The organism is Vulcanisaeta sp. JCM 16159, from assembly GCF_001316265.1.
In the GTDB taxonomy this organism is placed as follows: domain Archaea; phylum Thermoproteota; class Thermoprotei; order Thermoproteales; family Thermocladiaceae; genus Vulcanisaeta.
This window is the reverse complement of sequence record NZ_BBDN01000012.1, coordinates 63,007-85,870: the sequence shown is the minus strand read 5'-3', so window position 1 is coordinate 85,870 and position 22,864 is coordinate 63,007. Positions and strand designations below refer to the sequence as shown.

The 22,864-nt window shown below is 45.1% G+C and carries 33 protein-coding genes, 2 tRNA genes, 1 pseudogene and 1 CRISPR repeat array; of the genes and pseudogenes, 14 read left to right on the top strand and 22 right to left on the bottom strand.

What is annotated here, in order from left to right:
• Window positions 1–121: 121 nt before the first annotated feature.
• The 13 genes from JCM16159_RS19485 to JCM16159_RS11320 form a co-directional block, all read right to left on the bottom strand.
• Complete coding sequence (locus tag JCM16159_RS19485) at window positions 122–250, bottom strand: hypothetical protein (protein ID WP_367834482.1); 129 nt, start codon at window positions 248–250, stop codon at window positions 122–124.
• Window positions 251–533: 283 nt separating this feature from the next.
• A CRISPR array of direct repeats spans window positions 534–1,110; the repeat unit is 25 nt; unit sequence CTTTCAATATTCTATTGAAATCCTC.
• Window positions 1,111–1,429: 319 nt separating this feature from the next.
• On the bottom strand, window positions 1,430–1,588 hold the full coding sequence (locus JCM16159_RS17490) for a hypothetical protein (protein ID WP_243666756.1): 159 nt from the start codon (window positions 1,586–1,588) through the stop codon (window positions 1,430–1,432).
• Window positions 1,589–1,596: 8 nt separating this feature from the next.
• Window positions 1,597–2,091 carry a recombinase family protein gene (locus JCM16159_RS11370; protein WP_054857896.1) on the bottom strand — a complete coding sequence of 165 codons (495 nt, stop codon included), beginning with the start codon at window positions 2,089–2,091 and terminating at the stop codon, window positions 1,597–1,599.
• Window positions 2,092–2,222: 131 nt separating this feature from the next.
• Complete coding sequence (locus JCM16159_RS11365; RefSeq protein ID WP_243666755.1) at window positions 2,223–2,474, bottom strand: hypothetical protein; 252 nt, start codon at window positions 2,472–2,474, stop codon at window positions 2,223–2,225.
• The gene (locus JCM16159_RS11360; RefSeq protein WP_243666754.1) at window positions 2,447–3,010 is read right to left on the bottom strand and encodes a hypothetical protein; all 564 of its coding nucleotides are present in this window, start codon (window positions 3,008–3,010) and stop codon (window positions 2,447–2,449) included. The genes JCM16159_RS11365 and JCM16159_RS11360 overlap by 28 nt, the downstream gene beginning before the upstream one ends.
• Before the next feature lie 38 nt (window positions 3,011–3,048).
• Window positions 3,049–3,552 (bottom strand): hypothetical protein, encoded by a 504-nt coding sequence (locus JCM16159_RS11355; RefSeq protein WP_243666753.1) that lies wholly within the window; start codon window positions 3,550–3,552, stop codon window positions 3,049–3,051.
• A gap of 50 nt (window positions 3,553–3,602) precedes the next feature.
• Window positions 3,603–3,809, bottom strand: a complete 207-nt coding sequence (locus JCM16159_RS11350; protein WP_054857892.1) for a hypothetical protein — start codon at window positions 3,807–3,809, stop codon at window positions 3,603–3,605.
• A gap of 83 nt (window positions 3,810–3,892) precedes the next feature.
• On the bottom strand, window positions 3,893–4,078 hold the full coding sequence (locus JCM16159_RS11345) for a hypothetical protein (RefSeq protein WP_054857891.1): 186 nt from the start codon (window positions 4,076–4,078) through the stop codon (window positions 3,893–3,895).
• Between the two features lie 435 nt (window positions 4,079–4,513).
• Window positions 4,514–4,765 carry a hypothetical protein gene (locus JCM16159_RS11340; RefSeq protein WP_054857890.1) on the bottom strand — a complete coding sequence of 84 codons (252 nt, stop codon included), beginning with the start codon at window positions 4,763–4,765 and terminating at the stop codon, window positions 4,514–4,516.
• Window positions 4,766–5,231: 466 nt separating this feature from the next.
• On the bottom strand, window positions 5,232–7,454 hold the full coding sequence (locus JCM16159_RS11335; RefSeq protein WP_243666752.1) for a phage/plasmid primase, P4 family: 2,223 nt from the start codon (window positions 7,452–7,454) through the stop codon (window positions 5,232–5,234).
• Complete coding sequence (locus JCM16159_RS11330) at window positions 7,451–7,816, bottom strand: hypothetical protein (RefSeq protein ID WP_243666751.1); 366 nt, start codon at window positions 7,814–7,816, stop codon at window positions 7,451–7,453. Before JCM16159_RS11330 ends, JCM16159_RS11335 begins: the two co-directional genes overlap by 4 nt.
• The gene (locus JCM16159_RS11325; RefSeq protein WP_243666750.1) at window positions 7,800–8,168 is read right to left on the bottom strand and encodes a hypothetical protein; all 369 of its coding nucleotides are present in this window, start codon (window positions 8,166–8,168) and stop codon (window positions 7,800–7,802) included. The genes JCM16159_RS11330 and JCM16159_RS11325 overlap by 17 nt, the downstream gene beginning before the upstream one ends.
• A complete protein-coding gene (locus tag JCM16159_RS11320; RefSeq protein ID WP_243666749.1) occupies window positions 8,165–8,521 on the bottom strand; it encodes a hypothetical protein in 357 nt (118 codons plus the stop codon). Before JCM16159_RS11320 ends, JCM16159_RS11325 begins: the two co-directional genes overlap by 4 nt.
• A gap of 973 nt (window positions 8,522–9,494) precedes the next feature.
• Between JCM16159_RS11320 and JCM16159_RS17485 the strand changes: the two genes are divergently transcribed.
• The 9 genes from JCM16159_RS17485 (at window position 9,495) to JCM16159_RS17460 (ending at window position 14,446) form a co-directional block, all read left to right on the top strand.
• Window positions 9,495–10,064 (top strand): APC family permease, encoded by a 570-nt coding sequence (locus JCM16159_RS17485; protein WP_243666748.1) that lies wholly within the window; start codon window positions 9,495–9,497, stop codon window positions 10,062–10,064.
• Window positions 10,061–10,456, top strand: a complete 396-nt coding sequence (locus JCM16159_RS17480) for a hypothetical protein (protein ID WP_243666747.1) — start codon at window positions 10,061–10,063, stop codon at window positions 10,454–10,456. Before JCM16159_RS17485 ends, JCM16159_RS17480 begins: the two co-directional genes overlap by 4 nt.
• 47 nt (window positions 10,457–10,503) lie before the next feature.
• A complete protein-coding gene (locus JCM16159_RS17475; protein ID WP_243666746.1) occupies window positions 10,504–10,938 on the top strand; it encodes a hypothetical protein in 435 nt (144 codons plus the stop codon).
• On the top strand, window positions 10,931–11,275 hold the full coding sequence (locus tag JCM16159_RS17470) for a hypothetical protein (protein ID WP_243666745.1): 345 nt from the start codon (window positions 10,931–10,933) through the stop codon (window positions 11,273–11,275). Before JCM16159_RS17475 ends, JCM16159_RS17470 begins: the two co-directional genes overlap by 8 nt.
• An 88-nt stretch (window positions 11,276–11,363) precedes the next feature.
• Entirely contained in the window at window positions 11,364–12,329 is a 966-nt protein-coding gene (locus tag JCM16159_RS11310; protein WP_243666744.1) for an FAD-dependent oxidoreductase, read from the top strand.
• Complete coding sequence (locus JCM16159_RS17465; protein ID WP_243666743.1) at window positions 12,266–12,817, top strand: FAD-dependent oxidoreductase; 552 nt, start codon at window positions 12,266–12,268, stop codon at window positions 12,815–12,817. Before JCM16159_RS11310 ends, JCM16159_RS17465 begins: the two co-directional genes overlap by 64 nt.
• A gap of 107 nt (window positions 12,818–12,924) precedes the next feature.
• Window positions 12,925–13,254: a DUF2175 domain-containing protein gene (locus JCM16159_RS11305; protein ID WP_054857885.1), complete on the top strand. Its 330-nt coding sequence runs from the start codon at window positions 12,925–12,927 to the stop codon at window positions 13,252–13,254.
• Window positions 13,255–13,310: 56 nt separating this feature from the next.
• Entirely contained in the window at window positions 13,311–14,138 is an 828-nt protein-coding gene (locus JCM16159_RS11300) for an AAA family ATPase (RefSeq protein ID WP_243666742.1), read from the top strand.
• Window positions 14,139–14,149: 11 nt separating this feature from the next.
• Window positions 14,150–14,446: a hypothetical protein gene (locus JCM16159_RS17460; protein WP_243666741.1), complete on the top strand. Its 297-nt coding sequence runs from the start codon at window positions 14,150–14,152 to the stop codon at window positions 14,444–14,446.
• 1 nt (window position 14,447) lies between these two features.
• On the opposite strand, the gene JCM16159_RS17455 is transcribed toward JCM16159_RS17460, so the two are convergent.
• The 5 genes from JCM16159_RS17455 to JCM16159_RS11285 all read right to left on the bottom strand — a co-directional run bounded on the left by JCM16159_RS17455 (window position 14,448) and on the right by JCM16159_RS11285 (window position 16,915).
• Entirely contained in the window at window positions 14,448–14,633 is a 186-nt protein-coding gene (locus JCM16159_RS17455) for a hypothetical protein (protein WP_243666740.1), read from the bottom strand.
• 184 nt (window positions 14,634–14,817) lie between these two features.
• A complete protein-coding gene (locus JCM16159_RS17450; RefSeq protein WP_243666739.1) occupies window positions 14,818–15,078 on the bottom strand; it encodes a hypothetical protein in 261 nt (86 codons plus the stop codon).
• Complete coding sequence (locus JCM16159_RS17445) at window positions 15,041–15,640, bottom strand: glycosyltransferase family 2 protein (protein WP_243666762.1); 600 nt, start codon at window positions 15,638–15,640, stop codon at window positions 15,041–15,043. Before JCM16159_RS17445 ends, JCM16159_RS17450 begins: the two co-directional genes overlap by 38 nt.
• Window positions 15,625–16,002, bottom strand: coding sequence for a hypothetical protein (locus tag JCM16159_RS17440; RefSeq protein ID WP_243666738.1), 378 nt, complete (start codon window positions 16,000–16,002; stop codon window positions 15,625–15,627). Before JCM16159_RS17440 ends, JCM16159_RS17445 begins: the two co-directional genes overlap by 16 nt.
• Before the next feature lie 34 nt (window positions 16,003–16,036).
• A complete protein-coding gene (locus tag JCM16159_RS11285; RefSeq protein WP_054857884.1) occupies window positions 16,037–16,915 on the bottom strand; it encodes an NAD(P)-dependent oxidoreductase in 879 nt (292 codons plus the stop codon).
• 437 nt (window positions 16,916–17,352) lie between these two features.
• Here JCM16159_RS11285 and JCM16159_RS17435 point away from each other — a divergent pair, with 437 nt between their 5' ends.
• The 3 genes from JCM16159_RS17435 (at window position 17,353) to JCM16159_RS11280 (ending at window position 18,214) form a co-directional block, all read left to right on the top strand.
• On the top strand, window positions 17,353–17,490 hold the full coding sequence (locus JCM16159_RS17435; protein ID WP_243666737.1) for a hypothetical protein: 138 nt from the start codon (window positions 17,353–17,355) through the stop codon (window positions 17,488–17,490).
• A 50-nt stretch (window positions 17,491–17,540) separates the two neighbouring features.
• A tRNA-Val gene (locus JCM16159_RS17430) sits at window positions 17,541–17,638 on the top strand.
• A gap of 387 nt (window positions 17,639–18,025) precedes the next feature.
• Window positions 18,026–18,214, top strand: a complete 189-nt coding sequence (locus tag JCM16159_RS11280) for a hypothetical protein (RefSeq protein WP_054857883.1) — start codon at window positions 18,026–18,028, stop codon at window positions 18,212–18,214.
• Window positions 18,215–18,563: 349 nt separating this feature from the next.
• Here JCM16159_RS11280 and JCM16159_RS11275 read toward each other — a convergent pair.
• Window positions 18,564–18,662: transfer RNA gene (locus tag JCM16159_RS11275), tRNA-Ile, on the bottom strand.
• A 93-nt stretch (window positions 18,663–18,755) separates the two neighbouring features.
• Here JCM16159_RS11275 and JCM16159_RS11270 point away from each other — a divergent pair.
• Window positions 18,756–19,685 carry a mechanosensitive ion channel family protein gene (locus JCM16159_RS11270; RefSeq protein ID WP_054857882.1) on the top strand — a complete coding sequence of 310 codons (930 nt, stop codon included), beginning with the start codon at window positions 18,756–18,758 and terminating at the stop codon, window positions 19,683–19,685.
• 31 nt (window positions 19,686–19,716) lie between these two features.
• On the opposite strand, the pseudogene JCM16159_RS11265 reads toward JCM16159_RS11270, so the two are convergent.
• Window positions 19,717–21,574, bottom strand: a pseudogene (locus tag JCM16159_RS11265) (aldehyde ferredoxin oxidoreductase family protein).
• Between the two features lie 295 nt (window positions 21,575–21,869).
• On the opposite strand from JCM16159_RS11265, the gene JCM16159_RS11260 reads away from it, so the two are divergent.
• Window positions 21,870–22,262 (top strand): dual specificity protein phosphatase family protein, encoded by a 393-nt coding sequence (locus JCM16159_RS11260; protein ID WP_243666736.1) that lies wholly within the window; start codon window positions 21,870–21,872, stop codon window positions 22,260–22,262.
• Here JCM16159_RS11260 and JCM16159_RS17425 read toward each other — a convergent pair.
• Window positions 22,249–22,626, bottom strand: a complete 378-nt coding sequence (locus JCM16159_RS17425) for a hypothetical protein (protein ID WP_243666735.1) — start codon at window positions 22,624–22,626, stop codon at window positions 22,249–22,251. The genes JCM16159_RS11260 and JCM16159_RS17425 overlap by 14 nt on opposite strands.
• Complete coding sequence (locus JCM16159_RS17420) at window positions 22,575–22,757, bottom strand: hypothetical protein (RefSeq protein WP_243666734.1); 183 nt, start codon at window positions 22,755–22,757, stop codon at window positions 22,575–22,577. The genes JCM16159_RS17425 and JCM16159_RS17420 overlap by 52 nt, the downstream gene beginning before the upstream one ends.
• Window positions 22,758–22,864: the final 107 nt, after the last annotated feature.

Sequence of the window (22,864 nt, the reverse complement as noted above, 5' to 3'; positions counted from 1 at the left end):
CCGAAGGACCATAGGTAGAACTCGGCCCTGGTAATGGGCTTACCATTATAGAGGTACTTAACGGCAGTCCTCCTGTGGAGTATGCCCCTCCTAATATCATACTGCACCAGGAATAATAACTTCATGAGCTTTTTAAGCCCATCAACAGAGCCGCCCAGCCCATTGATACCCAGTAAACCACATCCCCAAGCCAATAATCAGTGTCTCGAGACACCGCACTAGTATTATTACTTACTTTCTTAATAGTCATATCAAGTAAAGTAATCATTACACTTTTAAAACCCCACCCTAGCTGAGCAAAACTTTTGCAGTACTCGGGACGTTTATGAATCCGTGTGAAATATAAATACTGTATATGATATTGAGAGATTGAACAAGACACGAGGAACTACGCCAATGGTACCTCAAGCATGCGCCGTGCCTACTGTGTTAGTTTTTATTTCCTTACCCCGCGTGGTCTTGCCGTTGATTCACTAAACCCACAAACCCTAACCCACCAATCCAGGAGCCAACAACCACCCCATACAAAACACACCCCAACATCTCATTGAAATCCTCATTGTTACAGGATTTACAAGAAGCATTTACGTAAGCTATACAGAAACAACTTTCAATATTCTATTGAAATCCTCATCCACACATAGTGGAGATACTCCTGAACCACGACGTACGACACGCTTTCAATATTCTATTGAAATCCTCTTTGCACAAAGTTATTGTCAATGCGGATTATGGGTTTAGGTATCTTTCAATATTCTATTGAAATCCTCGTACCAACAGGCATTGACCAGGGCCGAAAACGCATATGCCAACTTTCAATATTCTATTGAAATCCTCGCCAGCACCGTATTACGTGGGTAGTCCTTTATAACGTGGTGAGACTTTCAATATTCTGTTGAAATCCTCGTGGATAGGTCTAAACAGGGCTCTCAATATCGATTTACACTTTCAATATTCTTGTTGAAATCTTCCATAGTGAGAGTTACATAGGTAGTCCATACTATCTGTATTTCTTTCAATATTCTATTGAAATCCTCACGTGTAGTTAAACGCGTATACAATAGCTACATAACTGTGGAATTGATCTTTCAATATTCTATTGAAATCCTCCGGTTTGTTTGTTTGCTTCTTTTTAAGTTTTTCTCCTTGGTGTTTTGGCTCTCGTTGGGACGTGTTTCTGTTCCTAATTCTTATGGTTCGTGATTGTTCCCGCGGTCTTTATTGGGGGTTGAATTAATGTTCCCACGGAGTTTCAACTCCGCAATGCCGAGCCCGTCCCAACGGCACTTAATGCCTTGCAAAATGGTTTGCGTGCACGAATCCATACACCAACCCCACGCCCACAACGCCACCCAGCAACACCTACCCACGCCGAGGGCGTGCACAACACCGTGCATGCCGTGCTCGTGAGGACAATTGAGGTGGTGAATTAGGGTTTGAAGGAATGATTCTGCGTAGTGGCCCTCGTGAGCCTTGCCCTCCTTATTGCCTCTAGGTAATCTGGGTCGTGAGAGAGGTGCCTGACGGCTGTTGAGTAGCCTATGCCCACTAGTTTACAGGCGTCCTTCAGGCTAATGCCTTTAGCCATCAGGTTGATTAACCTGGCCCTGACTTCAGGCCCCACTTAGGTGGTCTGCCAATGCGCTTTCCCTCGGCCCTCAACCTGGCCAGGGCTTCGCGGGTCCTCTCCCTAATGAACTCCCTCTCCATCTCGGCTGCCCAGGACAGTACGGCTAAGATTATTGGCTTGACCTGAGGGTTTAGGGCGTTGAGCCAGTCCTCACGGACGCTGATTAATTGCCAATTATTGTCGGTGAACATCCTGTAGACTTCGAAGAATTCGACCAATGAGCGTGCAATCCTGTCAAGGCTGGCCACTATTAAGCCATCGGCCTGATTGCCCTTAAGCAACTCAATAGCCTTGGCGAACCCTGGACGCTCCATTGGCCTACTGGCCCCGGAGACGCCAATATCCTCAAAGACGCCAACCAATTGATGCCCATGCCTGGCGCAGTACTCCAGGATGGCGTATTTCTGGTTCTCAGGAGCCTCAGACCCCAGGCTAACCCTAACGTAACCAACAAGCCTCACGTTAAAACCAAAAACGCCGTTTTTAAAAGCCTGTGCCAATGAGGATTCAGGCATTGATTGCCCGAAACGCCCCCTTCCGGCAATGGGCGTGAGGATTTATTTTGCTCATTCATTTGTTTTATGGTCATTGATCATGGTGGGATGTAACACCCGTCGAAGCCTGAGTTTGTGGTTGTTATACTTACGTAGTTCTCACCAAGCACGGGTATTAGGAATGTGGTTGGAGACCAACACATAGACTCTCCCTGTAATGTGACATTAATCCACTCACCAAGCTCCGGCTCCTCATATATTAAGAGCGCACTATTGCCTACGGTCTCAATTTTGCTCGGCGACGGTGTTGCAACCACCATGTTTAGGTAAGTACTTGGTGGTAACGCCACATACCCAGACGGGCTTTGGGCTGAGGCTCTAATGCCGTTAAATTAATAATTAATTCCTTAGTTACTAATGGCCCGATATTCGCACTGGTGAGTTGGTAAAGATTATTTACTATGTTTGTGAGGGGCATGTATGGGGTTCCATAAATGACCCCATACTCACCCACAGCCCAGTTAAGAAATTCCATATATGCAGTGCTATTCTTGAATTTAAGCCACTGATTCCAGGCCCAGTTATACATAGTCGTGCCTGGTTCGTAGGTCTCATAAACCACAGTCCCATTCTGCCATGAATTAATGAATGAAATGATGGATATGTTATAGTTGAGGATTTCTGTGCCCGGTATTTCAGTGGCATTGGGCAGTACGTAGGTGGTAGGGAATACACCACTTTCAAAGTACCAGCACTTGGTAATTACAGGCGGCGGCAATGGTACGAAACTGCCTAACCCCGATATTGCGGCGGTTATGTATTGCGGGATATCTAACCCTACAATAACGTATCCATTATACACCAGTGTTCCGTTCCAATAAATCATCAGCATTAAACGAGGAATTGCCGGCTGTAGTGGTAATATTACGAAGGTCCAATTGCCAGGACAGGTGGGTAAAAGGTACCAAATTCCGTGCTTGGGGTCACAGCCTCATTCATCTCAATCGTCATGAACGAGGTGTAAATCGCGGTTGGGTTGTTTAGGTTCAGGGTTGTGGAATTAATGATGAGCTGTACGACTATTAAGTTATTGGCGTTAGTGGTGTTATAGGGCATACTGAAGGGTGTGGCGTAAACCCAGTGAAATACATAGGTCATGTTGGGCTCGATTGTGACGTTACTCGGACTTGTCGAATTAATTATGTTAAGGACAATAACATTGCTGGGCGTTTTCACATACATGCTCGACTTAGTAGTACTCGTGCTAACCGTAGTATTAATGGGCGTAGTAACATTACTAATGCTTGTTGATGGCATCGATACTGATGGCGCCGCAAGACGTATGTGCGGCAGCGCCAGGAAATAAATTGCCAGGGCGACGACAATCACAATACCGAGGACAATGCCCAGAGTTTTACTTATGCCCATTAATTCCTTAGCCATAAAATAGTTTTTAAGCATTCTGGTTTTTCTCTCAACTATCTCGTTAACTCCCAATATGCTCTCTCGAGGTCCTTAACTGACATGGCGAGCCTATACTCCTCGCCCTCGCTGAACTCATTGATCGCGAGTATGCCAATATTAGCCAATAATCGTAGAAACCACCTCGGCACGCCTGTCGACTCCTCAGTGATTGAGACGTCCCCACTCTCCTTAATAAACCTCAAAAGCCTATTTAGGTACACAATAAGTTGGGCTCGGAATGGGCTTTTCTTTATGCGGTTAATCAGGGCGCCAATAACGTCACCACCGCGGCAATCGCACGGGTCTAGGCAATCCCTAAGGCTTTAGCCAATTCCTGAGCCCTCTTCATTAAGAGGTCCTTAATCGTTGAGTTCTCGAGACCGGCCAACACATTCAACTCCTCATACTCCTTCCGTGTAAGCCAAAGCTGTATGAGCCTATGACGTTTTCTCCACCTCTCAACACTCGACAATTTACGTCTCATAACCATTACATAATCATTACATGGTTGTTCAATAAAAAGGTGACGCCGTAATTTTGCGGAGAAGCCCACGAAGCCGCAAAATTACAGGTCCACGGACCCACCGAGGCGCCCCTTATTAATGAAAACGCGGGCCGTAGAGCCACGGTATTTCTTCGTGCCTTTTCGTACTTACTTCGGTGTTTTTCGTGGTCTGCCCGAGGCTCTACGACCCTTAGACGTCAGACTAAAGCAAAAATAGGCCGGGGCACGTATTATCTCTTACAGAGAGAAAGTAAAGTGGGGTGTTTAACTGGGGAGAGAGGGGAATACTTCAAAATAATTATTATTAATTTAGTTAGCTGGTAAACTGAGCTTCGGCTTGCGGAGTAAGCGGCTCTAATCATATACCCAAGCGAACTGATTAATCAAGGCGCTGAGGCCTCTCAGTAATTGTGAAGGCGCTCATGGCTGTCTCACTTCGATGTTTGAGATCTCAATTGTCTTGACGTAGGCCTTGTTGATGTAGATTAATTTGCCATCCATCGTGACGACCTTGAGCCAGTACTTGGAGAAAGCAACGAGCTGGGCCGTTATGGCCTTACCATCGTCCATCATTATCGTGATGACTTTATTCAAATACTCATCATCGAATGAGTCTCTGTAGCCCCTCCTCTCCTCCTTCTTTTTCTCCTCAGGCCTTACCTGAGCTTGCATCTTCTGCTGGAGCTTCTGCATTAGCTCTTTCTGACCTATGTTGCCTACAGTCTTATCACCAATCGTGACCTTACCATCAAGGGGAAAGAGCGAGACAGGGTATTTAGGAGCTTCTGTTTCGACACAGACCTTAGTATCTGTTCAACATGCTGCTCCTTATTTGCTTCCTCAATGAGTATTCAACCTCTCATTAATTTCAATTCCAGAGTTATTTTAACTCCAAAGCGCCGGCGCACTAAATAATAGGGGTGGGGTATCATACCCAATCGAACCCATATGTAGATCTAAATAACTTATTTAGTGAAATATATGGGTACGACTGGGTTCGGTTAGAGAGGGGTATTATTAATTTCCCGGCGCGCTTCCTTTTAAAATAACTCAGGAATTGAATGTGGAAAAACACAGTCACTGCATGGGAAAGGACTAGGAATTTGACTGTTCTTATTTTGACTTGGGTAAGGAGTCTCTATGTGTAGCTTGTTACGTCGCTCGGTCTATTACTTCCCTCACTACCGTACTCCTTAATTAACTTTAAGCCCTTGTAGTAGCGTTCACCGTGGATTGTGACTTTCCTATAACCGTACTGCTCCATCCTGGCTGTGAATATTTGCTTGCTAACGACCTCATCATCTCTGTCATTGTCCTTGCACCACATGACGTACATGTTGTACAGGTCATTAGCAGGTACATGACCATCGGCATCCTCAACCAAGTAGCCCTCCTTAATCATCGCATCAATGAATGCGTAAACGCTGTCTGCCCTGGCCAGCCATATTCTTTTAGCATCCTCGTGAGTACCCTCAAAGCTGAACCTACCCCTCCTCAGTACTTCCCTGAATGCAAGTATTGCTGTTGATGCCCAAACGGCATACTCCTTCTCTGTTAAGAAATTGCATTTCTTTAGGTTCGGGTTTTCAGGGAACTGATGAGGAAATTCAACAACTATCCATCTTCTCCAAAAGGCGTATGTTTGGTCCGTAACCATCGGAGGCTCGTTTGCCGAGAAAATTAGTTTAGCATAATTTACAAATGAAAATGGATCTTTAAACTTTCGTTCGGCTTGGATTGCGTCGCCTCCCGTGAGTGCTTTGAACACGCCTGTGTCCTTAATGATGATCCTCGGTAGGTCAGGGTATATGTTTGCGAGTTTGTGGTAAAGCTCGGCAACCGCGAATCTATTCGATGGGTCAGTCAATGCCTGCAGTGAGATTGATGAAACATTCTCGCTACCCAATAGGCACCTGAGCCAGGTTAGGAATGTTGACTTGCCGTTAGCACCATCACCGAGTAACATCACGGCCTTGCTAGGCTCATAACGTGGGAACAAGGTGAAGCCCGTTATCTCTAAGAGAAGAGGCCACTTCTCGTCAACCCAATCAATGAAGTACTTAAGTAACCTAGGAGCCTTGGTTTGCAATACGTTCTTCAGTTCATCATGGGTTATTGACCTATTCATATATTGCCTTAGTACATCCTCATCAATACCATGAGGAACGTAGTTAAACACGATCCTCTTCGGGCTGTGCTTGAACAAGAACGGCCTCGCTACTGCACTCCAGTCAACCCTTAAATTGTCAGGTATTAACTTAATTTCCACGGAGCCCTCAATCCTCGACGTCGACGGCTTAGCCAGGAACGCCTCCCAATCGAAGACAACGTTCTCGAAGCTAATCATCAACGGTTCAACGCTGTATTTATAGTGATGCGAGTGCTTGAGTTGTGTCAGGAACTCATTGAATAACGAAGTTGCCTTAACCCCGTACTTATGGAACTCGTTGATCTTCGATGTTAGCGTAATGAACGCCTTAGCCTCTGCCTCACAGTCGTAGTACCTTTTCCCATCCCAACAATAGATACCGATCTCCTTCCCATCCCTAATCATGTACTTAGCGATCTTCTTCCTTGCAAAGACTTCGGCAGCAACGTGCGAAATCGTTGCAATGAACTGTGACTTCCAATCTTTCTTCTTAACGAGTTTCTCCTCGCCTGTTGATTCGTTTTCCTGCACTTCATAGATCAAGCCCGTTATTGTGCACGGCTTAAAGAGTATTGCATCATTGTTCCTGACCTTAACATATCTGTAGTAAATCTCGGGGCAGGGGTATGTCTTTTCAGACGTCCATGCCATGATCGAATTCGCGATATTGCTCGGTATCCTCAACGTATCAGCGATATCTCTCTCCTCTGTAGTGTGAGTATCGCCTTCAACTATTATGTTCCCTGCACTGTCCATGATTATGATGTGGTAGATATCCCCTCCCTTCCACTTCCCAAGAACCATCAAGCCCTCAATCGTACCCAAATACTCATACTCTCTTTTCCCATTGATCGTAACCCGAGCCCCAGGCTTAAGCTTAGGCTTAGCCTCAACCTTTGTTTCATTCTTTGATTCGACCTTTTTCTCCTCATTTTTCTCCTCAACCTTAGCCTCAAGTCTAGTCTCTTGCTTCTGAGTCTCAAGCTTCGTCTCGGGCTTTGACTCGCTCTTTACATCATTATTATTAATAATTTGTTTGGTTTTCTCTTCAGGTTTTGCTTCCTTAGTTGATTGATTATCGCTCTCAGGAAGTCCGAGGACTTCGGCAAGGCTCGTTTTCCTCTCAGGAATATCGTCCCACGACTTCATGCACTTGTTCAACTTCTCACTCCATACGAAGCCAGGAGGGCATTGTTGATTTTGTGTTGTCATGGCCTACACCTCACGACATCCTTATCGATGTTTACAACAGCGTCCCATACGTTCGAGGGAAATTGAAAGCCACTTGCCGAAGCAAGCTCTATGAGGCCCTCCTTATGAAGTGGAACGAGCAATTTGTAATACAATGCGTCAATGATCTGCAACGCCTCTTCCTCTTTCAATTTCATGACAATGACATACTCCAGCAACAACCTGACTGCCCCAATACTGAAGATGCCAGCCCGTATACGGCATATGTAACGTTTTAGCCAAGTCTTAAACGCATCCAGGTTCGTAATTTCATTGAAATTGATGTTAGCGTTCGTACGTCCGTATATCCTCACGATCTTCATCTTTCTATTCTCCATCATCATCGCCGAGGAGTTCGTTCAATTCCCTAATGAATTCCTCACGACTTAGCGTTTTAGCCATCGCCATCAACTTCCCATCACGTGGAACAACGTAGACCTTTGCGAACCTATTTCGTGCTAATTCAAAACGAGTGACCAACCCCTGTTTTTCGAGCATCGTCAAAAACCCGAGTATAAGAATTGTTGGAATACCTGTTGGTTGCTTTTTCAGGCCGTACTTTATGGCGTACTTATACAGGCGCCCCGGCGTTATGTGGACGGCACCACGAGAATTGTGCAAAAGGTCAAACAAACCATTGGACAGAGCCGCGTACTTGCCTGGCGCAGTCCTTAAATATGAAAAGCATCTTTTCATTTCGACCACCTACCTGGATTTCCCACCACCTCCTGGGGTTGGCCCAACACCTTTACGAAAATGAGCACTCTTCTATTCTCCAACCAGAACGGTTCTATTATTTTAGAAGCCCTAATTGGGACATTAATCGCAGGTACGCCCCTAATGCGGGAGATTTTTCCCAAGAACGAGACAAAGCCAGGTATGTCGACCTGAAGTAAGGCGTCATCCAATGAGTTGAGGACCTCGATGCCCTCCTCAGACGAAGGCCTAAGCACGAACTTTCTTTTTCCATTCGGCGCCATACCATTAGAGATCACCCTCGCATACACCGCGAATACGACTTCGTCAAATTCCTTATTGCGAAGTCCCATTACGATTATTTGAAATTTGGGGAAATTTAAATTTAATTCATTCATACCACGTCAAAACTTGATTTATTTTTAAAATGCCGCGTAACTTTTTAATAAACATTCGTAGAAAACCCCACGAATGTACCATACTAACCACCTAGGCTTAACTCAACCCGAAATTTTTCGTTTTATTCCACAGTAATATTGAGTTGTTTTTGGGACATCTCTCGCTTAGACAAAACCTTTTTCTGCTAGTAGCATTCGTCGCCAACGCCTTTTTGGTCTCATTCACGTGGCTCTAGCCACGACCAAAAACTGGCGTCTCCTCATTGCGGGATCACAATTTCACTGAATAAACGTGGAATACATTCCCGATGTCTCGTTCATGCCCTTCTCGTTATTTAGAGCCTCTCGAGCCCGTGACCCGGGTTCAAATCCCGGCCGGGGCACCAATTTTTGGCTTTACTTAAATACCGTTTACTGCCATTCTCACCGCAGTATTTATATCATACCGCATTTAAATTGGTATTGTGCTCAATTCTATCTCTCTTTCAATCATCCTGCCTTCTCATTCATGAAATCGAGGCAGTATGTGTTAGGGATTGCCGTCTAAAAATACGTATTCACATAAATATTTACTGGACATACACTTGACCTATAGTTCTATTCCTACTATTTGTATCTACATATTAGTATGTAGAAGTAGTTATAGTATTCTTTAATAAATTTGCATATTAATACAAGAAGGAAATGCTTTTATAAAGATTAATAATAAAGTAATTCCATGGCGAACCCACCTGAGGCAGGGCCTGAGGTTGGGGAAAAGAGGGCGGTTCAAAGTGATAAGCAGTTAAGAAGAGCCTGAATCAATGGGATATTGCGTTCCTAGTTGTTGGTGCCATGATTGGTAGTGGTTGGTTATTTGGTTCGCTCGGTGCGGCGAATACGGCGGGTCCTGCCGCCATTTTTTTCCTGGCTAATCGCTGGGTTCCTAATGATATTCATAGCCCTGGCCTATACCGAAATTGGCGGTATGCTTCCTAAGAGTGGTGGTATTGTTAGGTATCCGCAATATACACATGGTGGTTTTGCATCGTTTATAATGGGTTGGGCATACTTCCTAAGTGCCACCACCGTCGCACCATCTGAGGCTATTGCAGCAGTTACTTACTTAAGTACTTGGGTGCCCAACTTAACGGTTAGTGGTGTTTTGACCCCGTTAGGTACGCTCGTGGCTGCTGTGTTGGTGGTATTCTTCTTCCTCCTTAATTGGTATGGTGTTCACGTCATGGGTAAAACAAATACTGGAGTTGGCTGGTGGAAATTAATAATACCAACGTTAACCTTCATCCTATTAATGACGCTTGCAATGCATACAGTTAACTATACGGGCTTAGCTAATGGTTTTATACCGTATGGTTGGCCATATGTTTTCTTGGCAATACCCACAACTGGTATAGCCTACGCCTACCTGGCTTCAGGCAGGGCATTGACTATGGCGGTGAGGCTAGGAAGCCTTCAGACGTTGTTTGGGGTACAATACTCGGTTTTATCATTGTCATGATGATATACGTATTACTTCAGGTATCTTTCATAGGTGGTCTTAATTTTAATAGGTTGTACCTGGCTTATGTGAATTCAACAGGGCAGGTGGTTAAGGTTATTGGGCAGCCAACGGCTAGTACTTGGAATTGGGCGTACCTACAGGGTGTAAGTGTGTCTAGCCAGCTCACAGAGACGGTTGTGTACAAAACTGCGAGTGGTTGGGCAACATTAGCGAGTGGGCCATTTTACGGTTTGCTATACATAGCTGGAGGTGCATTGGCGATCTTTGCAATAATACTACTCATAGATGCTGTTGTTTCTCCATCAGGTACGGGTTGGATATACATAGGTACAACGGCTAGGACTATATATGGCATGGCGCTGACGGCCACCTACCCTCTGCATTCCTGAGACTAAACAAGTATAAGGTTCCGCTTTGGCCCACAATAGCCGCCTTGGTGCTTGGACTATTATTCCTACTGCCATTCCCAACCTGGTTTGCAATATCCTCATTTATAACAACGACCACGGTATTCACGTACATAATTAGTGGTCCATCATTAATGACCCTCAGGAGGACAGCACCAAATGCTAATAGGCCAATTAAGTTACCCGCTGCTTCCGTGATCGGCGCAATAGCTACAATAGCCGCCTTCCTAATTGTTTATTGGTCAACCTTCTATTACCTATGGTTCGCAATAGCCTTGATACTCGCCGGCTTACCATTATTCTACATGTACACCATGGTTAATAGGTACGGTGCAAGCAGGGTTGTCGGCATTATCTCTGGGATAGTATATTGGGTTGTGCTTATCGTAGCCACGTACTACCTGATATACCTTCTTCGCAGCGCCCACTGGCTGGCCCGCCTCAACACCAGTCACAATGCTTAAGCTGGAGCCAACTCATATAATAGACTTCGTTAGTTATGTCGTAATAATGACAGCCATGGTCGTCGGATTTACACTGTACGTAGCCTCTACGGCTAGGGATCGTGAGACAGCCATGAAGCATGTGAGGGCTGGTTGGTGGGTCGTGGCGACTATATTCTCGGCATATGTATTATCGTTCCTAGGCTCCTTCAGCGTCTTCCAGCCGCCTATAATACCGTTCCCCTGGGACACGGTAATAGCGGCCCTAGTGGCCCTTGGACTGTACCTCTACGGTTCCTACAGTGGAATACTCACTGATGACTTGGTCATTGCGTTGAGGGAACTTGGTGGTGTCTAGCGCGTAATGATTTAAAAATTATTTTCTTCAAATGTGTCAAATTTTTGACTTAAAAACAAATAAATTAGTAACTTTTTTTGTCATACTCGTGCTTGGGAAATACCCAGTATTCCCACCTACAGACTCTGAGTTTGAGGACTCACCAAAGTTGGATAAGTACGATGTAGTTGTTATAGGTGGTGGAGGAGGTGGTTATCACGGAGCCTTTGAGTTGAGTAAGGGTGGCCTTAAGGTTTTGATGATCGATGATAAGGGTAACTTGGGCGGTAACTGTCTGTATGAGGGTTGTATACCGTCTAAAGCTGTTTACATGACGATTTACCTAATGGAGAAGATAAGGGGCATACTAAACAGTGTTGGTAGTAAGGACATAAATGCGGTTAGGGTTCTCTGGGAGAATGCGATTGATCATAAGGATAACATACAGTACATTAGGTACCTACAGCACATTAGGGAGATTAAGGAGCACGAGAATGTGGACTTCGTTAAGGGCGTTGCGGAGGTTATTGATGAGCATAGGGTTAGGGTTAGGGCGGTTGATGGTTCCTGGAGTAAGGATATCGAGGCAAGGCAATTACTAATAGCGACAGGTTCGGCACCAATTAGAATACCAGTGCCAGGTGCTGACCTCGCCATCGGCAGTCAGGAATTATTTGGCTATAAGACGAGTTATAGGAAGATACCGAGTGATGTGGTGATTATAGGCGGTGGTTACATAGGTGTTGAGGTCGCCTCAGTACTTGGTTCCATGGGTATCAAGGCAACAATAGTCGAGATGCTACCTAGGATACTGGCTGGTTGGGATAACGAAATTGTTTCCAAGATTGAGGAGAAACTAAGGTCTAAGGGGGTTGAAATACTCACGAACTCGAAGGTCGTTGGTATTAGGAACGAGGGTGGGCAGAAGATTGTTGAGTTTGAGAGGTCAGATGGCAGTAGGGGTTACGTGGCTGGTTCTGAGGTTATAATGGCTGTTGGTAGGAAGCCTATGTGGAGGGACTTGACAGGCTTGGCATTGTTGAGAAGGGGCACGTTGAGGTTGCCTCAACAATGAAGACAAGGGTGCCGAATATATACGCAGCCGGTGATGTACTTGGCAAGTACATGCTTTACCACGCAGCCGTTAAGGAGTCTGTGGTGGCGGCGTGGAATATTCTACATGGCAAGCCAATCTACGAGGTCAACTTCAATTCAATACCAATGACCATATTCACAGAGCCTGAGGCAGCCATGGTTGGCTTAAGCGAGGATGCTGCCAAGGCCAGGGGCATTAACTACGTAACCGTTTCATACCCACTTGAGGATGATGCCTACGCCCAAATAATGGGCGTTAGGGAAGGTTGGGTTAAATTAATTATTGAGAAGGAGAGCCAAAGGGTTATCGGTGGTGTGGTTTATGGTGAAGCAGCATCAATGATAATTAATGAAATAGCGCTTGCGGTGGCCGTTAATGCCCGTGTCAAGGACATCGCGTTATTAGCCCATCAACACCCAACAATATTTGAGTCCATTGACAGGGCTGCCATTAGGTTCTCGCTATGATTATATATTCATAACTACTTATAATTATTTAAAAGAATAATTATATGTTCACTTAAATTAGAAGTCAATTAAGGGTAATTAAGCCCCATGAACCATGACCAGGCTGTATGAGTAGGAAGGTTTGGAAGTGCTATAGGTGTGGTGAGGAAATCGTGGAAGGCATGAAGTTTACGTTTACTAGGCAGGGTCCAATTCATTGGGAGTGCTTTAGGGCTGAGGTTAGGGATAGGTTCAATGGGAGTATCCCTGAGGATGTGAATGTCATGCTTGAGCTGTTGGATTACTTCGCTGATGGTATTGTTAAGATTAAGGAGCTTGAGACCAGGGCTTCCTCTAATGAGTTAAGGCAGGTACTCATGGCTAGGAGGAAAGTCATTGAGGGCGAAATGGCTAAGCTTATGAGTGAGTTAAATAGGGCACTTTATGGGAGTGCTTAATCATATCTTAGTATTTATGAGGAACGTTTAAATTCTGGTAATTAATGCTTTAAGTCGTGAGTGAGAGTTACTTTGATAGGATTAGGAGTGTTTACACGAGATTAAATAACATATTCTTTAAGTATGAGAACGAGGTTCTTGGCGCATTAATGGCTACATTATCAAGGGAGAATTACCTATTGGTTGGTCCGCCAGGTACTGCAAAAACAACACTCGTTTATGCAATATCTAAATTATTAAACGCCAGATGGTTCTATAGGCAGTTAACGAAGTTCACAGACCTTGAGGAGATCCTAGGCCCAATAAACATCGCCAAGTTACTTGATGGTAAGGTGGAGAGGATATACGCAAACTCCATTGTTGAGAGCGAATTCGCACTACTCGATGAGATATTCAATGCCTCAAGCGCAATACTGAATACTTTACTGTCAATATTAAATGAGAGGGTTGTCTATGACGGTGAGAAGGTGGTCCCAGTGAAGACTTGGGCTGTCTTCGGTGCAAGCAATAGGATACCAGATGAAGAAGAGCTGCAGGCGCTGTATGATAGATTCCCACTCAGGGTCTTCACCGAGTGGGTTAGCCCTGACGATACTGAACCATTGATAATAAAGGGCTGGGAGTTGAGGATGGACCTGGAGAGGATGGAACCCCTGGCCACAATGGATGATGTGCATGCCGTTAATAAGATAATCACGCAGTACGTTTATGAACACATAAAGGACATTTCGAAGATAATAAGTCCAATAATAGCCAATTACGTGGAACACATACCAATTAGCAATAGGACCAGGGTTAAGGTGCCCATGTACGTGGCCACATATCTAATGCTCCATGGAATAGACATTGGTCGTGTTGAGTTAAGCCATCGCTGCTTAGGGTAGGTACGATAAAGGTGCTTAGGTACTTAGTCAATAATAAGGACCAATTAAGTGAATATAACTCCTTCGCCACAGTCCATATGCCAGAGGACCTACTGAGACTAAGTGAGTTACTCAGTGAAGCTAAGGCCTTAATAAATAATGAGGTTTATGATGAGGCCAGGCAGAGGATTAGGGATGCCAAGGAACTACTGGAGCAAATAAGGAATAGATGGGATGCGGTGATGGCTAGGTTATACGCTGATGAAGTAAACGAAATAGAGGAATTACTAAAGAGACTTGAGGATGCTTTAACGGAGAATAGGCGATAAGTTATTGTTCACCACGTAGTCTCAGGATATCGCGTATGATAGAGACCACAGCGTTCATGAGCCTGGTCGGTGCATTATATAGTCTCATATCTGTTAGGATATCGGCCATTAACTCGTTTAACCCATCCACGGTAATCCCTGAGCCCTCGAGTTCCCTTAATTCGCTGTTTAATACCTTGAGGTACATGTACGAAATCACGAAAAACCTGGTCTTAAAATCACTGGTCTCATTAGGTGGGCAATTAAATGCACTTATTGGTTCCTCCCTACAAAGGTATTAATGTCCATGCCCAATTCATTCAAGTAATTAATCAGTAACTGCGGGTTCCTGACCATGGCCCAGAAGGATTCACGTACATTAACCATTACTATCACTTGAGTGGTCTTTCCTTCATTAATTTTACGGCGTCCATAACAGTGAATACACGGCCTCTCCAAATGATGGATTCCGTAAACATGGTCTTAATTATCGCAAACCAGGAGAAATAAACATTGAGCACTGAAGCCAATGCAAGCAAGGTTGAGTAGTTTCTCGTTATATTCACACCATAGAACTCACCAAGAGACCTAATGCCACTAATCCTTACGTAATCCTTAACCACGCCAATGATAAACGGCAGAAGACCAAGCACCACAAAAAAATGGATTAATGATTGATAAGGCTGCGCCGATGGGCAACGTGATAGCGTACAACGTGTAGGACACCGCATAGAGTAGAAAACCCCTGAAACCGTAAACGCGCACATACCACAACTGCCTAACGGTCCAGTTAAATGCCTCCTTAATGCCTGCATCCTCAAGCGTTAATACCAGGGATTCAGGGACGAAGTCTATGGCCCGGCCCTCCCTATGTACGAAATGCGTGATCACGTAATCATCACTTAGGTAATAAGGTAGATAATCACGAACATCCCACTTATCAAGAATCCACTTCCAAATAGCCGTAGAGCCACCCCAGGTAAACCTAGCCACCGGGTTCTGCATTGCCGTGATACCAATCATATTAAAACTAGCCCTTAATAATGAGCCAAGGCTAAGCCTCCCAAGTGGTACGTAGAATCTATATGTCGTGGCAGCACCCGAGCCATTAACCAATGAAGATACTAAGTTCCTAAGCCAATGCCTATGAACAAAGGCATCACTATCAACAAAAACAACTACCTCACTAACCGCATGATCTAGGCAAAGGCCAATGCCTCACCTTTACTACGCCCACCTCTATTAATTAATACCGAGGCATCAACATTAAACCCCTTAATTAAATCCTTAATAATGCCGTACGCGGGGTCATCATCACTATCGAGTACGAAGATATAGCTCCTACGACCTGGATATTCCTGATCTAAAACACTAATGACATTACCCTTAAGATTCTGGTCCAAACCTCTCACAGGCATTATCACGGTAACCCAGGGATAATTCCCATCACTTGTTAATCCATTGGCCTTCTTCCTACCCCTCCAGTACCTAACTTCAAAATAGAGAGATAGTAATGATGATAGTACGGACGCAGCAATGATTAATACGCCAATGATCATTAATATTAATGGTATCATCACTAGGAAGGATCACAATTACGATTTTAAGTTATTACTGCTTAGTTAATACCTTTAATACGGCTGCGAAATCCTCCTCGGAAAGTCCCATCCTCTCAGCCATCCTATAGAACTGGAGGGCCAATGACGCCATTGGTATTGGAACACCGCGCATTGAGGCCTCCCTATTAACAATGTCCAAATCCTTACGCATGTGCTTAAGGGCAAACTGAACAGAGTAATCACCACCGAGCATCTTGAGAACCTTCAACTCAGACGTCGGTGACCTGGCACTCGATAATTTAGTCAGTACGTCTAGGATTACAGAGTCGCTGAGACCAAAGGCCTTACCCAACTGAACAACCTCGGCCAAGGCAACGACGTATGAACCAAGCAATGCATTATTTATGAGCTTAGCGTAGAGTCCGTAGCCATTCGGTCCCACGTGAACTATGGTTTTAGCTGTATATTGTAGGACCTCCCTAGCCCTATTAAATGCCTCGTCAGAACCACCTACGAGCACCACTATTTCCTTCCTTTCAACGGCTATGGACGTACCAATCACTGGAGCATCAACCATTTCACCACCCCTGGACTTAACAGTATTAGCGAGTTCTATCGAAACACTTGGCGAGATCGTAGACATATCAATCACTAAAGAGCCAGGCCTTAAACCACTCAACACGCCGTCACTGCCCGTAATAACATTCCTAACAGCCTCATCATCGCTAAGCATCGTAATTACTACGTCAGATGCCTTAGCAAGTTCACCCGGCGTCCTAAAGGCCTCAACACCAAACTCCCTACTAAACCTCAGGGCTTTATCAAACGTCCTATTATAAACCCCAATTAACAAGCCTGCGTCCTTTAGGTTCTTGGCAATCCTCCAACCCATCACACCAAGCCCCGCCATTCCAGCTCTAATGTTGGTCATACCACACCCAGCGTTACTCCCCGGTTTAAATAACAATCTCGGGCTGTAATTACCCATGCATGGAGTAAGTGATTTATAGCAGCATGACCTGATGCAATGCTTCATTAAGCCCATAGTAAGTGCTGAGACGCGCTTGGACCTAGTGGTTCTATCCTAATCCCATTAAATATGGCCGGTAATGGAACTAATGATTATTGCGCCATTCATGAGTGCGAGTAATGCGTCAATGGTGGTATTAAGCGGGACAACTCACTATTATCGCCTTAGTCACACTAGGCGAACTAATTGGGGATGAAATTAGCGAGAGATAATGCTGAACAAAATGATGAGGTACATGGTCAAGCTATTGACGAGGTAAGCACGTAACACAGAACCAGCAAAACTATCAAAAGCACGGGCACTGATTAAACACTACCTAGTGCGGGACTACGGCATTCATGGACTCATCACACGTCCTCTTCTACATAAGCTCAGCCCTGGCCTCCACAGCGGCAATAGCATCAGCATTGAGAGGGCAGGTATACATATACCTAGGAGAAAACACAATACGTAAGTGGATAGGGCCATCGTTCTAACATAAGCAATGAACAAAAAAACTTAAATTCTTCATGAAGCCAATCACCTCGGGCCCGTAGTCTAGCCTGGTTAGGATGTCCAGGGGCTGACGCCCCGTACAAGCCTTACGAGCGGGAGGTCCCGGGTTCAAATCCCGCGGGCCCACCACGATTAGGGTTTTAGTTGTTTGGGTCCTAACCCTTCAATTAGCTGCGTCCCAAATAGCTTAGACGTATCGAATTACATAGATATGGCCCCTGGGAACCACAGTAATTACGCCCTGTAATGCCATGAGTGTTTTTCCAAGACTACATCCCAATGTGGCGTGCAGATGCTAAGTTGCACACGTTATGGAGTGTTTACAATAGCCTGCTCTACAGTCGTTCTGCTTATCCTGATTATGATATGTGGATGAGTTATGACCAATCGGCCAGGTTAATAGCAGTAACAAGGGATATCCAGCAGAGACCCTGTTACATCACTGATCGCGAACCGGAAAGGACCAATGTCGAGTTAATTAAATAGATCACACTCAGTGATGGTGAGGTTATTAGGGTGAATGAACCCGCACTGCCCACGAGGGATATCCTATTTAGGGACCCATATAATGAAGCCGTACTCCTCAAACTTGCGTCAACGGTTAATGAATACACAGTAATTGCAATCATGAACATGAACAGGGATGGCCTAAGAATCAGTGAGGAGTTTAGGTTAGACAGCATGCTCACGGGATTAAGCGGCTAATACGTACACTATAAAGTTATCAATGGTGAGTGGGGAGTCATTGAGGCTGGTGGCTCGGTCAAGGTTGAACTGAATGAACTTGAGGCAGAAGTAATAGTACTAGCACCATTAATTAATGGCATCAAGACCGTAGATAGGTATAGCAAAGAAGTGATGCATTGAATATTGTTGCTTATTTCTTAAGCATTGTGGATTTTTGCGGATTCATGAAGTGTTGAGTGAAAGAAGCCTAATGTAAGGCTTTGGGGCCTGGTTGTCTCGTTATTTTGTTACGTCAACGTTGGCTTAAACGTGAAGACCATCAACACCACACAAGAAATAACGAACAAAAACCAACTTTCACCGAGCGTGGTGGGCCCGCCGGGATTTGAACCCGGGACCTCCCGGTTATCAGCCATACGCGGGGCTACCGCCCCAGGGCGCTCCAACCTGGCTGAGCTACGGGCCTGGGTTAATGCCTTATTCGTGTTTTTATGCTTTTCTTCCCTGCACCTCATGCGAATAACCTTTATTATTAAGTTCTATCATTGCTGTGTTGAGTATGGATAGCGGTAATACCGCTGTTGGTGTTGGTAGGCTTATTGCCAGGTTGCTACTTGAGTGGATTCTTCTCGCCATAATTGGTGCCTTGATTTACGTACTTTACATAAACATAGTCTTTTACCTAATACCCACTAATTGGAAGAGTGTTCTCTTGGCCTACGATAGTGTTGTTAGGTCCGTGATTATAGTCACCATTGGTGCAATCCTTGTTTGGGATACTGGGAGGAGGATTAGTGACTACATTAGTAAGTATGATAGGGTTAGGGGTACGGTACTCAAGTTCGTGCTTGATACCGTGCTCATAGTGGCTATATTAATAGCCTTGGCCGTGACCTTCGAGAAGTTTGGCCTTTCGGTGGCCGCCTTCTCAGGTACTGCGGTTGGTATTATTATTGGTCTCGCCGCGCAGCAGACGCTATCAAACGTCATTGCTGGCATCGTCATCATAATGACCGGTAGGTATAAGCCGGGCGATAGGATAACAATCGTTAATTGGAGGTACGGCATAGTAAGGACTATGTACCCGCATGAGGGGTTGCCGAATGGCTTTACAGGCGTTATTAGGAATATAACGCTGATGTTCACGGAGGTTATTAGCGATAGTGGTTGGGTGTATACCATACCCAATTACGTGATGCTTGACGCCTTAATAATACATAGGGATGTTGCACCGTTTAAGCGTATTAGGGCTAGGATTGATGTGCCATCGAGTATTGATCCCTGGGTCTTTGAGGAGAGGATTAAGGAGGCCCTTAGAGATGGTAGGATTAAGAGTGTCAGGGTTAAGGTTGGTGAGACCTGGCAAAGCATTAACCTTTACCAGGCAATAATTGAGGTTTTAGCTGATGGTAAGGCTGATGGTGAGGAATTAAAGGATTTGGTGCTTAGGGAGGCTGTGAAGATCAGAAATGAATTAGGTAAACAATAAATTGTTTTGATATAGGTTTTTACTAACGTGATTATAAGAGGTACTCAAACTCCTCAAGCCCTAGCCTCTTTAGTGTGTCTCTTGTGGGTTTGCCATCGACCCAACCCCTCAACTTATAGTACACCTTTATTCCCTCGTCAAACATCTTGGACGCTGTGTGGCCCTTGGCTGGGCCGTCCGGTATTGGCTCCCTCATCCTAGGCGGTAACTCATCCTTAACCCACTTACCCTCCCTAACCCAGTGCAGCCTCTCAACATTGAATATCCTCTCACCAGTCGTGAGCACGTCCTGCGGTGTTAAGTCCCATCCAAAGGCAGCGTTGTATAGGTCCGCGAAGTCCTTCTCAGTGTCTATGTTAGGCATTAGGTTCTCGAACTTGCAGAATATCGTTGAGTCAACAACCGCGAATAAGTCCTGGTTCCACTTAACAATCCTCGCTTGCTTCTCGATGCACTCCTGCGTCTCGCAGAATGGGTCAACCTTTTCAGGAACACCGAATATCTCCCAGGTCGGTGTGTAGGCCTCCAGGTGGTCGCCGCCCCTATTGGCCGTGTAGTAAGCTAGTGCGAAGCCCTTGAGTGCCCTCGGGTCATAGGCAGGTAGCCCCTGTCCTCTTGATCCAACGAATAATTGCGGCATCCCATACTTAACGGCTAGCCTGTAATCACCCTCTGCCAATTCATCGCCAATGCCATCCCTATAGGCAATCTTGTGTATTAAGTACTCAAGGGAACCTGCATCACCCCAGTCAATGTCTAGGTTCAATTTGCCGTTTTTAGCCAGTTCAATAGCCATTGAAAGGGTGTTACCTAGGCTTATGGTGTCTAGGCCAAGTTCATTGGCCAACTTCTGGAACCTGAGATTGGCCTCTGGGTCTGTTGAGCCAACATTAGGTCCAAGGGCCCAGGTATTCTCATACTCCTGCTTCACGTACTTCTCAGTAACGGAGAACTTAAATGGGCCGGACTTGACCGTGGGCATCTGCGTGCAGGCTATTGGACAGTTATAACAGCCGTGGGTCTCCGTTGGGTAATGGTCCTTTATATACTCCTCACTGACTGGTGTCACGTCGGCGATCTTCCCAGTACCGCCAAAGTTATAGTGAGGCAGCGCACCTATTGACTGCACGATATTCATCAATACGTTTGTACCGTACTTATGAAGTACCTTAGTCGTGTCATGAGTTGCGATTCTCTTAACAATATCACTATTAACCTTCATGAACTTGGCCTTATCAACGAGCTCCTTACTTAAGTCCCTCGTACCCCAGACCAATATTCCCTTAAGTAATTTGCTTCCCATGACAGCGCCAACGCCACCCCTCCCTGCGAACCTCTCATAATCGCTCATCCTAATGCCTGCGAACTTAACAAGGTTTTCACCAGCAGGTCCAATCACAGCAACGCCAGCCTTGGTCTCATCTGGTGGGAACCCATTCTCCTCAAGGATAATCTTTGTAGAAGCCCCAGTCCACTTACCCCAAATGTGCTTTGCAGGCTTTAACTTCGGTTCTCCATCCTTAATAACCAGGTATACCGGTTCATCGGCCTTACCCTCGATTATTAAGCCATCATAGCCAGACTTCCTGAGCCAGTATGAGAAGTTGCCACCGGCATTTGCGTGGGTGTAAACCCCTGTTAATGGAGACCTCGTGGTTACGTTAACCCTACTTGAAGATATCGTGGCTATACCACTTAATGGGCCTGAGAATATGAATAACTTATTGCTTGGACTTAATGGGTCAATGCCCCTTGGTATTTCCTTAAGGGCTAAGTACGCGGCTAATCCTCTACCACCAAGGAACTTTTTTTAGAAGGTCTTCCTTAATTACCTCTTCCGTGAAGTGTTCCCTCGATAGGTCTACCCTTAGTATTCTAAAAACGGTCATAGATGGATTAACCAAGTGGTTATATTTAAGTGCGTTGTTATCAATAATTCAATAATATTCAGTTAAATATATTCACATAAATTATAGCCATAATAATTAAGTAAATAAAGAATTGAACCAAACACCCCTAATTAATCTCTAAAGAGAATAAGTATTAAAATACCAAGCCGTTTAGGTGATGAAGCGCGATGGTGAAATTTCCGTACTGGGTAATCGAGGGTGCTCTGGCGGGCTCGTCAATGCCACTTGACGAGGACACAGTGGCCATGTGGCATAGGATGAGGATTAGGCTGTGGTGATACTCGTTGAGGAGTGGGAGTTCGCTATGGAGGGTTGGGACTTCCATGAATACATAAATACGTTGAGGAAGTTAGGCATGGATTATTTGCACGTTCCGACTAGGGATGGCTATGCACCGCCCGAGGATGTTCTTTATAATATTGTTACCTGGATTGATGAGAATATAATGAGCGGTAAGCCCGTCCTCGTTCATTGCCATGCAGGTATTGGTAGGTCACCCACGGTCATAGCCGCATACCTAATGTATAGGAGGGGGTTGAGTGCTGATGATGCCATTGAGGTTGTTGGTAGGTATAATGATGAATTATCAATAACGAATGAGCAATACCTGACACTCGTTGCTTTTGAGCATTATTTACGAAATACTAAGGGCGTTAGTACTCCCTAGTCCTTATCAGTGAGCCCAGGATTACCAGCAATGCCCCAGTAATCATCACTATTGAGCCGTATATAGCAAGCATTGCTGGACTACTTGGTGATGAATCTAGGATTAGCATTACAGCCGCCGTGGATAATGGGCCTATTGACGCGTTTAAGTTCCATCCAAAGGCTACGGCACTCCACCTAACCTCTGTTGGGAATATTGAAGTGAAGTAGAGTGTCTGAGGCGCGGCGGCTAGGCCGAAGAGGATCCCCATTAATAGGCTTGCGTATGTTGATAATGGGTTTAGCGTGAATGCTAGGTAAACAATGAATGGACTTAGCACCAATAGGAGTGTTGATGGTACGATGAAGGACCCCTTAAGGCCCAACGCCTTATCAGAAATCCACTGAGTAATTCACCAACCACGGCGCCTATACCGCCATATACGCCAAGCAGTAGGGCCCACTTGTAGGCCTGCTCACTTGGTATTTGTAACTTTGGTGCAACTATGTCACGCATTACATAGGGCCAGTAACCCGATCCGCCGTAGTAGTAAATCGTTAATCCTAAGTTAATCAGTATTAATGCAATGAATGGTACCCAATAGCGGGATAAAACAACTCCAA

Bases quoted from the DNA above. Each gene is read 5' to 3' on its own strand.
- JCM16159_RS11325 (WP_243666750.1), bottom strand. From the start codon at position 8,168: ATGAAAAGATGCTTTTCATATTTAAGGACTGCGCCAGGCAAGTACGCG.
- JCM16159_RS11345 (WP_054857891.1), bottom strand. From the start codon at position 4,078: ATGGTTATGAGACGTAAATTGTCGAGTGTTGAGAGGTGGAGAAAACGT.
- JCM16159_RS17420 (WP_243666734.1), bottom strand. From the start codon at position 22,757: ATGCGTGACATAGTTGCACCAAAGTTACAAATACCAAGTGAGCAGGCC.
- JCM16159_RS17455 (WP_243666740.1), bottom strand. From the start codon at position 14,633: ATGTACCTCAAGGTATTAAACAGCGAATTAAGGGAACTCGAGGGCTCA.
- JCM16159_RS11270 (WP_054857882.1), top strand. From the start codon at position 18,756: ATGGATAGCGGTAATACCGCTGTTGGTGTTGGTAGGCTTATTGCCAGG.
- JCM16159_RS11335 (WP_243666752.1), bottom strand. From the start codon at position 7,454: ATGACAACACAAAATCAACAATGCCCTCCTGGCTTCGTATGGAGTGAG.
- JCM16159_RS11285 (WP_054857884.1), bottom strand. From the start codon at position 16,915: ATGACCAACATTAGAGCTGGAATGGCGGGGCTTGGTGTGATGGGTTGG.
- JCM16159_RS17480 (WP_243666747.1), top strand. From the start codon at position 10,061: ATGATGATATACGTATTACTTCAGGTATCTTTCATAGGTGGTCTTAAT.
- JCM16159_RS17435 (WP_243666737.1), top strand. From the start codon at position 17,353: ATGGACTCATCACACGTCCTCTTCTACATAAGCTCAGCCCTGGCCTCC.
- JCM16159_RS11360 (WP_243666754.1), bottom strand. From the start codon at position 3,010: ATGATTTATTGGAACGGAACACTGGTGTATAATGGATACGTTATTGTA.
- JCM16159_RS11305 (WP_054857885.1), top strand. From the start codon at position 12,925: ATGAGTAGGAAGGTTTGGAAGTGCTATAGGTGTGGTGAGGAAATCGTG.
- JCM16159_RS17470 (WP_243666745.1), top strand. From the start codon at position 10,931: ATGCTTAAGCTGGAGCCAACTCATATAATAGACTTCGTTAGTTATGTC.
- JCM16159_RS19485 (WP_367834482.1), bottom strand. From the start codon at position 250: ATGACTATTAAGAAAGTAAGTAATAATACTAGTGCGGTGTCTCGAGAC.
- JCM16159_RS17490 (WP_243666756.1), bottom strand. From the start codon at position 1,588: ATGGCTAAAGGCATTAGCCTGAAGGACGCCTGTAAACTAGTGGGCATA.
- JCM16159_RS17485 (WP_243666748.1), top strand. From the start codon at position 9,495: ATGATATTCATAGCCCTGGCCTATACCGAAATTGGCGGTATGCTTCCT.
- JCM16159_RS11340 (WP_054857890.1), bottom strand. From the start codon at position 4,765: ATGCAAGCTCAGGTAAGGCCTGAGGAGAAAAAGAAGGAGGAGAGGAGG.
- JCM16159_RS11320 (WP_243666749.1), bottom strand. From the start codon at position 8,521: ATGGGACTTCGCAATAAGGAATTTGACGAAGTCGTATTCGCGGTGTAT.
- JCM16159_RS11330 (WP_243666751.1), bottom strand. From the start codon at position 7,816: ATGATGATGGAGAATAGAAAGATGAAGATCGTGAGGATATACGGACGT.
- JCM16159_RS17440 (WP_243666738.1), bottom strand. From the start codon at position 16,002: ATGATACCATTAATATTAATGATCATTGGCGTATTAATCATTGCTGCG.
- JCM16159_RS11355 (WP_243666753.1), bottom strand. From the start codon at position 3,552: ATGGGCATAAGTAAAACTCTGGGCATTGTCCTCGGTATTGTGATTGTC.